Raw genomic sequence first — 12,731 nt, 5'->3', positions numbered from 1 at the left:
AACATACCCAGATCGAAGGCTTATGGGTACGTCCACTTGGCGGTCATGTGGCCGTAACCACCTGGGTGCCAGCCAATCGAATGTAACTGGCGAGTAGCCGAAACATACGAAGAGCCTTCAGATCCCGAAGGATGAGGTGCCCACTGAGGCCTGTTTCCGCTCCGATGAGCGATCATCGATACATTTGCGTTCAACACTTGAACGAACAAAGGGTGGCACCCAGTGCCACCCTTTGAAAGTCTTACCCGTGACCATTGCGCTCATCTGAGCGAAACCTCACCCATGCGTGGCGTATGTCACGCCACTCACGGCACGTTTTGCCACCCGATTCTCAGCCTCCGGACGTGTCCAGTTCGGCTTCCTCGCTCACGCCCGCGCAGTCGTACGGATCCTTCAACCAGCCCTCGGGCAGGACAACCCGGTTGTTTCCGGACGTACGGCCCCGCGGACCGTCCGCACTGTCCGGCCACGGCTGGTCCAAGTCCAGCTCGCTCAGATGAGCGTCCAGCTCGGCCAGGGAGGAGGTGACGGCGAGCTTCTGCCGCATCTCCGACCCCACCGAGAAGCCCTTGGTGTACCAGGCCACGTGCTTACGGAAGTCGATCACCCCGCGCGCCTCGTCGCCGATCCACTCCCCCAGCAGCTGGGCGTGGCGGAGCATGGTCTGCCCGACCTCCCGCAGCGTCGGCTTGTGGAAGTCCTCCGGGCGCCCCTCGAAGGCCGCGACCAGGTCGTTGAACAGCCACGGCCGCCCCAGGCAGCCGCGTCCCACGACCACCCCGTCGCAGCCGGTCTCGCGGACCATCCGCAGCGCGTCCTCGGCACACCAGATGTCGCCGTTGCCGAGCACCGGGATCTCCGGCACGTGCTCCTTGAGCCGTGCGATGGCATCCCAGTCGGCGGTGCCGCCGTAGTGCTGCGCGGTGGTGCGGCCGTGCAGGGCTATGGCGGTGATGCCCTCCTCGACGGCGATCCGGCCTGCGTCGAGGTAGGTGAGGTGGTCGTCGTTGATGCCCTTGCGCATCTTCATCGTCACCGGCAGGTCACCGGCGCCCGCGACAGCCTCGCGCAGGATCGCGCGCAACAGGTTGCGCTTGTACGGCAGGGCCGAGCCGCCGCCCTTGCGGGTGACCTTGGGCACCGGGCAGCCGAAGTTGAGGTCGATGTGGTCGGCGCGGTCCTCTTCGACGATCATGCGGACCGCCTTGCCGACCGTCGCGGGGTCGACTCCGTACAGCTGGATCGAGCGAGGCTTCTCGGTCTCGTCGAAGTGGATCAGCTGCATGGTCTTCTCGTTGCGCTCGACCAGGGCCCGGGTCGTGATCATCTCGCTCACGAACAGCCCCTTGCCGCCCGAGAACTCGCGGCACAGCGTACGGAACGGGGCATTGGTGATGCCGGCCATCGGCGCGAGCACCACCGGGGGCTGCACGGTGTGCGGGCCGATCGCGAGAGGCGGGGGGAGCGTGGTCATCCCCCCATTGTGGCTCAGCCGCGCCGTTGATCGCATGTCGTTAGTTAGCCGTACTATCGTCCCCATGGACGAGCTGACCCAGCGGCGGCGCCTGCTGATCCTGACGATCTGCTGCATGAGCCTGCTCATCGTCAGCCTCGACAACACCGTCCTGAACGTCGCCCTCCCCTCCATGCGCCGCGATCTGGACGCCTCCGTGGCCGGCATGCAGTGGACGATCGACGCGTACACGCTGGTCCTGGCCTCGCTCCTGATGCTGGCGGGCTCCACCGCGGACCGGATCGGCCGCCGCAAGGTCTTCATCGCCGGTGTCGTGCTCTTCACCGCCGGCTCGGTGCTCTGCTCGCTCGCGCCGAGCCTGGGCTGGCTGATCGCCTTCCGGATGATCCAGGCCGTCGGCGGCTCGATGCTCAACCCGGTCGCGATGTCGATCATCACCAACACCTTCACCGAACCGCGCGAGCGCGCCCGCGCCATCGGCGTCTGGGGGGCGGTCGTCGGCATCTCCATGGCCGCGGGCCCGCTGATCGGCGGCCTGCTGGTGGACTCGGTCGGCTGGCGGTCGATCTTCTGGATCAACCTCCCCGTCGGCATCGTCGCCCTCGTACTGACCCTGCGCTACATCCCGGAGTCCCGGGCCGACCACCCGCGCCGCCCGGACCCGGTCGGACAGCTGCTGGTCATGGGGCTGCTCGGCTCGGTCACGTTCGGGATCATCGAGGCCCCCGCCGCCGGACTGCGCTCCCCGCTGATCCTGGGCTGCGCGCTCGTCGCCGTCCTGTCCCTGGCCGGGCTGCTGGCCTACGAGTCGCGGCGGGCGGAGCCCCTGATCGACCCGCGGTTCTTCCGTAGCGCCCCCTTCAGCGGGGCCACGGTGATCGCGGTCAGCGCCTTCGCCGCGCTGTCCGGGTTCCTGTTCCTGAACACCCTGTACCTCCAGGACGTACGGGGCCTCGACGCCCTGGACGCCGGCCTGTACATGCTGCCGATGGCGGCCTTCGCCTTCCTCTGCGCCCCGGTGTCGGGACGGCTCGTCGCCACCCGGGGACCGCGGCTTCCGCTGCTGGTCGCGGGCGTGACCATGGGGGCGAGCGGGCTGCTTTTCGCGGCGTTCTCGGCCGAGAGCTCGACGCCGATGCTGTTCTGCGGGTACGTGCTCTTCGGCATCGGGTTCGGCCTGGTCAACGCGCCGATCACCAACACCGCCGTCTCCGGGATGCCCCGCGCCCAGGCCGGCGTGGCCGCCGCGGTGGCCTCCACCAGCCGGCAGACCGGCGGGGCGCTGGGCGTGGCGATCGTGGGCGCGGTCCTGGCCGCCGGAATGGCCGGCGCGGCCGGCGGATCCGGTTCCGCCGCCGCGTTCGTGGACGCGGCCCGGCCCGCCTGGTGGATCATCACGGCGTGCGGACTGCTCGTCCTGTGCGTCGGCTTCGCCACCAGCGGCGGCTGGGCCCGGGAGACGGCCCTGCGCACGGCCCGCGCCCTGGAGCCGCAGTCCGGCCCCGCGCGTACGGACGCCGCACCGCGGCGCTGAGGCGGGGCGCCTGCGCCTCCTCGCCCGCTCCTCCTCGCCGGCTCCTCGCCCGCGCGCGCTACTCGCCGCAGGCGAAGTCGTCGCTGTGCGAGTCGATCCGGTCGAGCAGGCCGCGCAGCGCTTCCTGGTCCCGGTCCGAGAGCCGGGCGAACAGTCCGAGTTCCACCGCGTCGAGGGCCGCGTTCGTCTTCGCGAGGGCCGCGGTACCGGCGTCGGTGATGGCGACGTTGTGGCGGCGGCGGTCGGCCGGGTCGCGGCGGCGCTCGACGAGTCCGTCGCCCTCGAGGTCGTTGAGGATCCCGACGAGCACGCTCGGGTCCACCTCCAGCCGCTCGGCCAGCGCGCGCTGGCCGATGGGCCCGCCGTCCAGGTGCGTCAGGGTCATCGCGTGGCGCGGGGTGAGCCCGGCGGCGCTGAGCGCGTTCTTCATGCGGGTCTGGGTGACCGATCCGTGCCAGGCCAGCAGCATGCCCAGCCGCTGCGGCGGGTGCGTGGGGTCCTGAGGCGCCGTCATGTCCACATCGTAACAACCAAGAAATGATTGCGCCCTGCCGATCGTTGATGGTATTCAATGATTCTACATCGCCGATCGTTGGAGCCCATCATGTTCATCGCCTACGCCGTCGTCGCCGGACTGCTCACCCTCACGCTCGCCGCGTCCGCGACCTTCACGCTCCAGCGCAACCCCGCGATCATCGAAAGCATGGGAAAGGTCGGGGTGCCCGACTCCTGGCTCCCCCGTCTGGCCACCCTCAAGGCGGCCGGCGCGATAGGCCTGGTCGCAGGCCTGTGGCTGCCCCCGCTGGGCATCGCCGCCGCCATCGGCGTGACCCTCTACTTCCTCGGCGCGATCCTCACCCACCTGCGCGCGAAGGACTACAACTTCGCCCCCGCGGCCGTCCTCACCCTGGTCGCGGTTGCCGCCCTGGTCCTGCGCGCGGCAGCCTGACGCGCCCCGCACCGCGACCCTCGCCCCGTCCGCCTTGCGGGCGGGGCTTCCTTGCACGAACGAGTGACAGATATTGAAATCTGTCAGCCGTCATGCCATTCTCGTTCCATGACGACGAACCAGAGCACCTCACAGGCCGGCACCGCTCAGACCGGCACCGCGCAGACCGGCACCCGCACCCTCGGCAGCACCGGGCCCGGCGTCTTCCCGCTGGGGCTGGGCTGCATGGGAATGTCCGCCCTCTACGGCGAAGCCGACCGGGCGGAGTCCCTCGCCACCATTCACGCCGCCCTCGACGCCGGGGTCACCCTCCTCGACACGGGCGACTTCTACGGCATGGGGCACAACGAGCTCCTCATCAACGAAGCCCTGCGCACCGCCCCCGCCGCGGCCCGCGACAAGGCGCTGACCAGCGTGAAGTTCGGCGCCCTGCGCACGGTCGAGGGCGGCTTCACCGGGTACGACGGGCGGCCGGAGGCCGTCAAGAACTTCCTGGCCTATTCGCTCCAGCGGCTCGGCCGGGACCACATCGACGTCTACCGCATCGCCCGGGTGGACCCCGACGTGCCGATCGAGGAGACCGTCGGTGCGATCGCCGAGGCAGTCGCCGCCGGGCACGTCCGGCACATCGGGCTCTCCGAGGTCGGCGCGGACACGCTGCGCCGGGCCGCCGCCGTGGCCCCGATCGCCGACCTCCAGATCGAGTACTCCCTCATCTCGCGCGGCATCGAGGAGGAGATCCTGCCGACCGCCCGCGAGCTCGGCATCGGCGTCACGGCGTACGGGGTGCTGTCCCGCGGCCTGATCAGCGGCCACTTCACCCGCGACCGGGCGCTGGCGCCGGGCGACTTCCGCGGGATGAGCCCGCGCTTCCAGGGCGGCAACCTCGACCGGAACCTCGACCTGGTCGACGCCCTGCGCAAGGTCGCCGACGAGAAGGGCGTCACCGTCGCGCAGACGGCCATCGCCTGGGTGCTCTCCCGGGGCGCGGACATCGTGCCCCTGGTCGGCGCCCGCACCCGCGACCGGCTCGGCGAGGCGCTGGGCGCCCTCCAGGTCACCCTGACCCCCGCCGACCTGGCCGCCATCGAGGACGCGGTCCCGGCCGGTGCGGCCGCTGGCGAGCGGTACCCCGCGGCGCAGATGGCCCACCTGGACAGCGAGCACTGATCCGGCTGTACGGTCGTACTCATGCCACCCGCAGCCGCCGAGCCCCTCACCCCCGAGCGCATCCTCGAAACCACCGAGGAGGTGCTGCGCCGCTTCGGCCCGACCAAGGCGACCGTGGTGGACGTGGCCCGCGCCCTGGGCGTCAGCCACGGCAGCGTGTACCGGCACTTCCCGTCGAAGGCCGCGCTGCGCGAGGCCGTCACGGACCGCTGGCTCGCCAAGAGCGTGGTCATGCTGGAGGAGATCGCCTCGGCCCCGGCCGAGCCCGCCCCCTCCAAGCTGGAGTCGTGGCTGGAGGCGCTGTTCGAGGCCAAGCGCCACAAGGCGGGTGACGACCCGGAGCTGTTCGCGACGTACATCGTGCTGCTCGACGAGAACAGCGGCGTGGTGGAGCAGCACCTGACCGAGCTGATCGAGCAGCTGTCGCGGATCATCGGCGAGGGGGTCGCGTCGGGCTCGCTCAGCGCGCCCGACGTACCGGCCGCCGCGCGTGCGGTGTTCGACGCCACCGGCCGTTTCCACGATCCGCAGTACGCGGCGGACTGGCTCACGCCGACCATCACCGCCGAGTTCGAGGCGGTCACCGCCCTGGTGATCCGGGGCCTGCGCGCCTGACCCCTGGAACCGGCCGCTCCGGACAGCTTGATCATCATTTGGGACGGCGGGCCCTTGCCGCGCACCCGCCGTGTTCCTACGTTCCCCCTTACCCGCACACCATCAGGTCCGTTCCAGGGGGAACCTTGTCCACTCAGCAAGAACCGGCAGCACCGTCCGGGCCGCCGGCCCGGTCCGCAGGCGCCGCCGCGATCGGCTGGTTCCTGACCATCGGGTTCAACGTGGTCGCGCCGATCCTCACGTACAACATGCTCACCGACCGGGGCTGGAGCGAGTTCGCCGCGCTCCTGGTCAGCGGTATCTGGCCGGTGGTCGACTCCCTCGTCCATCTCGCCTGGCGCCGCAAGGTCGACGAGTTCGCCGTGGTCACCCTGGTCTTCCTGGTGATCACCGCTCTCGTCGCGCTGATCGGTACGCACTCGGCGCGCGCCCTGCTCATCAAGGACTCGGGCGTGACGGGTCTGTTCGGCGCGCTCTGCGTGGCCACCCTGTTCACGCCCCGGCCGCTGATGTTCTACTTCGGCCGCAAGTTCGGCACCGACGGGACCAAGGAGGGCGTGGCGTACTTCAACGGGCTCTGGCAGTACCCCGACTTCCGCAAGGCGATGCGGCGGATGACCACCGTCTGGGGCGTCGCGTACCTGGTGGAGGCCGCGCTGCGGGTGGTGCTGGCGTACACGCTGAGCGTCGACACGATGGTCTGGGTCAGCCCCGTCCTGATCTACGGGTTCCTGGTCTCGCTGATCTTCTGGACCATCCGCTTCTCGAAGCGCAGCCAGGCCGAGGGCGAGGCCAGGGCCGCGGCCCTGGCGGCGGCCGCGGCATCATCGGAGACCGGCAGCCCGGCGCCCGCGTAACCGGTGCGCGATACGGCAGTGGCCCGGTGCGCGATGCGCACCGGGCCACTGCCGTATCTGCGGCGCGAACCTAGCAGCCGAGCAGACGGCTGCCGAGGTAGGTCTGGATCTGGTCCAGGGAGACGCGCTCCTGCTTCATGGTGTCGCGCTCGCGCACGGTCACCGCGTTGTCGTCCAGGGTGTCGAAGTCGACGGTGACGCAGAACGGCGTACCGATCTCGTCCTGGCGACGGTAGCGGCGGCCGATGGCGCCCGCGTCGTCGAACTCGATGTTCCAGAACTTGCGCAGGTCGGCGGCGAGGCCCTTGGCCTTCGGCGACAGCTGCGCGTTGCGGGACAGCGGCAGGACGGCGACCTTGACCGGGGCCAGGCGCGGGTCGAGGCGCATCACGGTGCGCTTCTCCATGACGCCCTTGGCGTTGGGAGCCTCGTCCTCGTTGTACGCGTCGAGCATGAAGGCGAGCATGGCGCGGTTGACGCCGGCCGCCGGCTCGATGACGTACGGGGTGTACTTCTCCTTGGTCTCCTGGTCGAAGTACACGAGCTCCGAGCCGGAGGCGGCGGAGTGTGCCTTGAGGTCGAAGTCGGTGCGGTTGGCCACGCCTTCGAGCTCGGAGAACTCATTGCCACCGAAGTTGAAGCGGTACTCGATGTCGGCGGTGCGCTTCGAGTAGTGGGACAGCTTCTCCTTCGGGTGGTCGTACCAGCGGATGTTCTCCTCGCGGATGCCGAGGTCGCGGTACCAGTTCCACCGCTCCTGCATCCAGTACTCCTGCCACTGCTCGTCCTCGCCCGGCTTGACGAAGAATTCCATCTCCATCTGCTCGAACTCGCGGGTGCGGAAGATGAAGTTGCCGGGGGTGATCTCGTTGCGGAAGGACTTGCCCACCTGCGCGATGCCGAAGGGGGGCTTCTTGCGCGAGGTGGTCATCACGTGGGCGAAGTTGGTGAAGATGCCCTGGGCCGTCTCGGGGCGCAGGTAGGCCTTGGATCCGGTGTCCTGGGTCGGGCCGAGGTGGGTCTCCAGCATGCCGGAGAACTGCTTGGGCTCGGTGAACTGGCCCTTCACGCCGCAGTTGGGGCAGTTGATGTCGGCGAGACCGTTGGCGGGCACCCGGCCGTGCTTGGCCTCGTACGCCTCTTCCAGGTGGTCGGCGCGGTGGCGCTTGTGACAGGAGGTGCACTCGGTCAGCGGGTCCGAGAAGGTGCCGACGTGACCGGAGGCCACCCAGACCTCGGGGGCCAGGATCACGGACGAGTCGAGGCCGACGATGTCCTCACGCCCGGTGACCATCGCCTTCCACCACTGGCGCTTGATGTTCTCCTTGAGCTCGACACCGAGCGGACCGTAATCCCAGGCAGCCCGAGAGCCGCCGTAGATGTCACTGCACGGGAAAACGAAGCCACGGCGCTTGCTCAGGCTGACGATGGTTTCGATCTTGTCGGCGGCCACGGTGCTCTCTTCATTTACGAGGACGAACGGCGAAGCCTCAAGGTTACCGGCGCCCGCACCCCCCCTTTCAAATCGGGACCCCCCTCCTCAGGCCCTCCGCACCCCTCCCACCAGGGTTTTTGACAATCGTTTCCATCTTTGATGAAAATGGATGTCATGAACGTACGACGACGCCTCATACCGACCGCCGCCCTCGCCGGAGCCGTGGCCCTCGCCGCCACGGCGCTCACCGCCTGCTCGGGCACGGCCGGAGCCGCCGGAGCCAAGGACGGCAAGCTCGACGTGATGGCGTCGTTCTATCCGATGCAGTTCCTCGCCGAGCAGATCGGCAAGGACCACGTGAAGGTCGACACCCTCACCAAGCCGGGCGTCGAGCCGCACGACCTGGAGATCACCCCGAAGCAGACCGCGCAGCTCGGCGAGGCCGATGTCGTCCTCTACCTCAAGACGCTGCAGCCCGCCGTCGACAAGGCCGTCGCCCAGTCCGGCGTCAAGAACATCGTCGACGCCGCCACCCTCACCAAGCTGGAGGTGCACGGCACCTCCGGCCACGACGACCACGCGGCCGAGGAAGGCCACACGGAGGGCGACGGGCACGACCACAGCCACGGCGAAGCCGGCGAGGACCCGCACGTCTGGCTCGACCCGGTCAAGTACGCGGAGATCGCCAAGGGCGTCGGCGCGGCCCTGGAGAAGTCCGACCCCGACCACGCGGCGGACTACAAGAAGAACACCGACGAGCTCGTCGCCAAACTGGGCACGCTCGACACCGAGTTCAAGGACGGCCTGAAGAACACGGCCTCCAAGACCTTCATCACCACCCACTCCGCCTTCGGCTACCTCGCCGAGCGCTACGGCCTCGACCAGGAGGGCATCTCCGGCGTCGACCCCGAGTCCGAGCCCAGCCCGGCCCGGATGAAGGAGCTGCAGACCCTCTCGAAGCAGGACAATGTCTCGACGGTGTTCTTCGAGACCCTGGCCAGCGACAAGACGGCCAAGACCCTCGCGGCGGACACCGGCCTGAAGACCGACGTCCTGGATCCCCTGGAGGGAATCACGGACAAGTCCCAGGGCGCTGACTACTTCGAGGTCATGCGGGCCAACCTGAAGAACCTGCAGAAGGCACTCGGCACCAAGTAATGGCAACAGCAGTAGCGGCATCGGAGGCGCGAGCCATGGAGTCCAAGCCCGGCCAGGCCCTGGACCAGCCCGTCATATCCCTGCGCGGGGCCACGGCCTCGCTCGGCTCGCGCCCCGTGCTGCGCGGCATCGACCTCACCGTCCGCAGCGGTGAGGTCGTCGCCCTGCTCGGCGCCAACGGCTCCGGCAAGTCCACGGCCGTCCGCGCCGTGGTCGGCCAGGTCCCGCTGAGCGACGGCGCCCTCTCCCTCTTCGGCACCGACTTCAAGCGCTTCCGCGACTGGTCGCGCATCGGGTACGTGCCCCAGCGCACCACCGCCGCCAGCGGGGTCCCCGCCACGGTCCGCGAGGTCGTCTCCGCCGGCCGGCTCGCCCGCACCCGCTTCGGGTTCCTGCGCAAGGCCGACAAGGCCGCCGTGGAGCGCGCGCTGGACCTGGTCGACATGGGCTCCCACGCCGACGCCTCGGTCAACGCCCTCTCCGGCGGTCAGCACCAGCGGGTGCTCATCGCCCGTGCGCTCGCCGGCGAACCCGAACTGCTGATCATGGACGAGCCGATGGCCGGCGTGGACCTGGCCAACCAGGAGGTCCTCGCGAACGCCCTGCGCAGCCAGGTCGCCGCCGGCACCACCGTGCTGCTGGTCCTGCACGAGCTGGGCCCGCTGGAGCCGCTCATCGACCGCGCCGTCGTCCTTCGCGACGGCTGCGTCACGCACGACGGCCCGCCCCCGGAGGCCCTGGGCCAGCACGCACTGCCCGGCCACGACCACGTACACCCCCACTCTGCGCACGACGCCGAGCCGCTCCGGACGGGACTGCTGAGCTGATGGACCTCCTCGACTACGCCTTCATGCAGCGGGCCCTCATCGCCGCCGCCCTCGTCGGCATCACGGCCCCCGCGATCGGCACGTACCTCGTGCAGCGCCGCCAGGCCGTCATGGGCGACGGCATCGGGCACGTGGCGATGACCGGTGTCGCGCTCGGCTTCCTGCTCAACACGAGCCCCGTGTGGATGGCCACGCTCGTCGCGGTCATCGGCGCGGTCGGCATGGAGCTGATCCGCTCCCGCGGCAAGACCAGCGGGGACATCGCGCTGGCCATGCTCTTCTACGGCGGCCTGGCCGGCGGCGTCATGATCATCAACCTGGCTCCGGGCGGCTCGACGGCCAATCTGACCAGCTACCTGTTCGGCTCCATCACCACGGTCTCGGCCGAGGACATCACCGCGGTCGTGATCCTCGCCCTGTTCGTCGTCGCCGTCACCCTGGGCCTGCGCCGGCAGCTGTTCGCGGTCTGCCAGGACGAGGAGTTCGCCCGGGTCACCGGCCTGCCGGTGCGCTTCCTGAACCTGCTGATGGCCGTCACCGCGGCCGTCACCGTCACCGTCGCGATGCGCATCGTCGGCCTGCTCCTGGTCAGCGCCATGATGGTGATCCCGGTCGCGGCCGCCCAGCGCGTCACCCGCGGGTTCACCGCCACCCTGACGGTGGCCATGGTGATCGGCGTACTGGTCTCGCTGTCCGGCACGGCCGCCACCTACTACATCGACGCACCGTCGGGCGGCACGATCGTGCTGCTCGCCATCGCGGTCTTCATGGTGATGACGGCGGTGTCCACCCCGCTGGCCCGGCGCCGGGCCAGGGCCGCCCGCGCCGCCGAGGAAGTCTGTACGCGGGACGACGTAAAGGTCTGAAGACCTCGGGCGGTCGGCCGCCTGGCACAATGGGCCGCAGCCGAGACGAGGAGGAACCGGTGGCGACTGCGCCTGGCGAGATGAACACCGCGCCAGTACGAGGACGATCCACCCGGCAGCGGGCCGCCGTGGCGGCAGCGCTGGACGAGGTGGACGAGTTCCGCAGTGCCCAGGAACTCCACGACATGCTCAAGCACCGTGGCGATTCCGTGGGCCTGACCACCGTCTACCGCACCCTGCAGTCCCTCGCGGACGCCGGCGAGGTCGACGTGCTGCGCACCAGTGACGGCGAGTCCGTCTACCGGCGCTGCTCCACCGGGGACCACCACCACCACCTGGTCTGCCGCAAGTGCGGCAAGGCCGTCGAGGTGGAGGGCCCGGCGGTGGAGAAGTGGGCCGAGGCCATCGCCGCGGAACACGGCTTCGTGAACGTCGCCCACACGGTGGAGATCTTCGGCACCTGCGCGGACTGCGCGGCCGCCGGCTAGAACCGGCGCAGCTTGCCGTCGAGCAGGGCCCGTACGCGCGCCGCCCCGGCGGGCCCGGACGCGCCCCGCTTGGGCAGCGCCAGGACGGCGCGGCCCCGGCGTGCTGTCAGTACGAACAGCTCGGGCGTCTCGCAGTACCCGGCCAGGGCCTGCCAGTCGACGGCCGAGCGGCCGGGCCCGGTCCCCGTGGTGGTGACTCCGGTCTCGCCCAGCACCGTCCGGCAGTCACCGTACGGCTCGACGTCCGCGTAGCTCTGGCGGGCGATCCGGCGCCGGGCCCGTACCGTTCCCGTCACCGCCACGAGGAACACGACGCCGCTCGCGATGCCGGTGATGCCGGGATCGAAGCCGCGCAGCCAGGCGTAGACCACCACACCGGCCAGTGCCATCACGGGGGGCAGGACCAGCTCCCGGCGCCCGGGCCAGGTCCCGAAGGTCCAGGCCCGCAGCGCCGTGCGGTAGTCGTCGGGCGTCGGCCTGTAGTCGAGCGCTATCTCCCCGGTGTCCATGCCCTGGAGGCTAACCGGCGGAGGCCGGGCCCTCCCCCTGGTTCGGGACCGCGCCGCCGAAGCGCCGGTCGCGCTGGGCGTACTCGTAGCAGGCCTGCCAGAGGTTGCGGCGGTCGAAGTCGGGCCACAGGACGTCCTGGAACACCATCTCGGCGTACGCGCTCTGCCAGATCAGGTAGTTGGAGGTGCGCTGCTCGCCGCTCGGGCGCAGGAAGAGGTCCACGTCCGGCATGTCCGGGTAGTACATGTACTTCGCGAAGGTCTTCTCGTTGACCTTCGACGGGTCCAGCTTCCCCGCCGCCACATCGCGGGCGATCGCCTGCGCCGCGTCCGCGATCTCGGCGCGGCCGCCGTAGTTGACGCAGAAGTAGAGGGTCATCGCGTCGTTGTCGACGGTCTGCTCCTGCGCGACCTGGAGCTCCTGGACGACCGACTTCCACATCTTCGGCATGCGGCCGGTCCAGCGGATGCGGATGCCCAGCTCGTTCATCTCGTCGCGGCGGCGCCGGATGACGTCGCGGTTGAAGTTCATGAGGAAGCGCACCTCGTCGGGCGAGCGCTTCCAGTTCTCCGTCGAGAAGGCGTACAGGGAGAGGTTCTTGACGCCCATCTCCAGGCAGCCCTTGAGCACGTCGAGTACGACACCCTCGCCCACCTTGTGGCCCTCGGTGCGCGGCAGCCCGCGCTCCTTGGCCCAGCGGCCGTTGCCGTCCATGACGATCGCAACGTGGTTGGGGATGAGGTCACCGGGGATCTTCGGCGGACGCTCACCGGAGGGGTGCGGCTCGGGAACCTTGTACTCGCGGCGAGAGCGTCCCAGAATCCCGCGTCGTGCCATGTGCCCAGCTC

Annotated in this window: 14 protein-coding genes; 9 read left to right on the top strand and 5 right to left on the bottom strand. The window is 69.8% G+C overall.

Features of this window, described 5'->3' with window-relative positions; genetic code table 11:
* Positions 1 to 331: 331 nt before the first annotated feature.
* Entirely contained in the window at positions 332 to 1,474 is a 1,143-nt protein-coding gene (dusB, locus tag ACE1OC_RS27565; protein ID WP_250754282.1) for a tRNA dihydrouridine synthase DusB, read from the bottom strand.
* Between the two features lie 64 nt (positions 1,475 to 1,538).
* On the opposite strand from dusB, the gene ACE1OC_RS27560 reads away from it, so the two are divergent.
* Positions 1,539 to 3,008, top strand: coding sequence for an MFS transporter (locus ACE1OC_RS27560; RefSeq protein WP_351383476.1), 1,470 nt, complete (start codon positions 1,539 to 1,541; stop codon positions 3,006 to 3,008).
* Between the two features lie 58 nt (positions 3,009 to 3,066).
* Here ACE1OC_RS27560 and ACE1OC_RS27555 read toward each other — a convergent pair whose 3' ends face one another.
* Entirely contained in the window at positions 3,067 to 3,522 is a 456-nt protein-coding gene (locus ACE1OC_RS27555; protein WP_407839265.1) for a MarR family winged helix-turn-helix transcriptional regulator, read from the bottom strand.
* Between the two features lie 90 nt (positions 3,523 to 3,612).
* Between ACE1OC_RS27555 and ACE1OC_RS27550 the strand changes: the two genes are divergently transcribed.
* From ACE1OC_RS27550 to ACE1OC_RS27535, 4 genes are all read left to right on the top strand, one after another.
* Entirely contained in the window at positions 3,613 to 3,957 is a 345-nt protein-coding gene (locus ACE1OC_RS27550) for a DoxX family protein (protein ID WP_407839264.1), read from the top strand.
* A gap of 108 nt (positions 3,958 to 4,065) precedes the next feature.
* Positions 4,066 to 5,127: an aldo/keto reductase gene (locus tag ACE1OC_RS27545; RefSeq protein ID WP_407839263.1), complete on the top strand. Its 1,062-nt coding sequence runs from the start codon at positions 4,066 to 4,068 to the stop codon at positions 5,125 to 5,127.
* Between the two features lie 21 nt (positions 5,128 to 5,148).
* Complete coding sequence (locus tag ACE1OC_RS27540) at positions 5,149 to 5,742, top strand: TetR family transcriptional regulator (RefSeq protein ID WP_407839262.1); 594 nt, start codon at positions 5,149 to 5,151, stop codon at positions 5,740 to 5,742.
* A 125-nt stretch (positions 5,743 to 5,867) separates the two neighbouring features.
* A complete protein-coding gene (locus ACE1OC_RS27535; RefSeq protein WP_407839261.1) occupies positions 5,868 to 6,599 on the top strand; it encodes a VC0807 family protein in 732 nt (243 codons plus the stop codon).
* A gap of 70 nt (positions 6,600 to 6,669) precedes the next feature.
* Here the strand turns inward: ACE1OC_RS27535 and ACE1OC_RS27530 are convergent, their stop codons facing one another.
* Positions 6,670 to 8,052: a glycine--tRNA ligase gene (locus ACE1OC_RS27530; RefSeq protein ID WP_407839260.1), complete on the bottom strand. Its 1,383-nt coding sequence runs from the start codon at positions 8,050 to 8,052 to the stop codon at positions 6,670 to 6,672.
* Between the two features lie 156 nt (positions 8,053 to 8,208).
* Between ACE1OC_RS27530 and ACE1OC_RS27525 the strand changes: the two genes are divergently transcribed.
* The 4 genes from ACE1OC_RS27525 to ACE1OC_RS27510 are packed head-to-tail and all read left to right on the top strand — an operon-like array spanning position 8,209 to position 11,373.
* Positions 8,209 to 9,192, top strand: coding sequence for a metal ABC transporter substrate-binding protein (locus ACE1OC_RS27525; protein WP_407839259.1), 984 nt, complete (start codon positions 8,209 to 8,211; stop codon positions 9,190 to 9,192).
* A gap of 35 nt (positions 9,193 to 9,227) precedes the next feature.
* Positions 9,228 to 10,019, top strand: coding sequence for a metal ABC transporter ATP-binding protein (locus tag ACE1OC_RS27520; RefSeq protein WP_382971187.1), 792 nt, complete (start codon positions 9,228 to 9,230; stop codon positions 10,017 to 10,019).
* On the top strand, positions 10,019 to 10,885 hold the full coding sequence (locus ACE1OC_RS27515) for a metal ABC transporter permease (RefSeq protein ID WP_274552012.1): 867 nt from the start codon (positions 10,019 to 10,021) through the stop codon (positions 10,883 to 10,885). Before ACE1OC_RS27520 ends, ACE1OC_RS27515 begins: the two co-directional genes overlap by 1 nt.
* A gap of 59 nt (positions 10,886 to 10,944) precedes the next feature.
* Positions 10,945 to 11,373 carry a Fur family transcriptional regulator gene (locus tag ACE1OC_RS27510; RefSeq protein WP_274552011.1) on the top strand — a complete coding sequence of 143 codons (429 nt, stop codon included), beginning with the start codon at positions 10,945 to 10,947 and terminating at the stop codon, positions 11,371 to 11,373.
* On the opposite strand, the gene ACE1OC_RS27505 is transcribed toward ACE1OC_RS27510, so the two are convergent.
* Together ACE1OC_RS27505 and ACE1OC_RS27500 are read right to left on the bottom strand one after the other, a co-directional pair.
* A complete protein-coding gene (locus tag ACE1OC_RS27505) occupies positions 11,370 to 11,882 on the bottom strand; it encodes a hypothetical protein (RefSeq protein WP_407839258.1) in 513 nt (170 codons plus the stop codon). The two genes, ACE1OC_RS27510 and ACE1OC_RS27505, sit on opposite strands and share 4 nt — an antisense overlap.
* Positions 11,883 to 11,892: 10 nt before the next feature.
* Entirely contained in the window at positions 11,893 to 12,720 is an 828-nt protein-coding gene (locus tag ACE1OC_RS27500; protein ID WP_407839257.1) for an isoprenyl transferase, read from the bottom strand.
* Between the last annotated feature and the right edge of the window lie 11 nt (positions 12,721 to 12,731).

It is taken from the genome of Streptomyces stoeckheimensis (assembly GCF_045822005.1).
In the GTDB taxonomy this organism is placed as follows: domain Bacteria; phylum Actinomycetota; class Actinomycetes; order Streptomycetales; family Streptomycetaceae; genus Streptomyces; species Streptomyces stoeckheimensis.
Note: the sequence above shows the minus strand (reverse complement) of the source record. Positions and strands in the feature narration are given on the sequence as shown.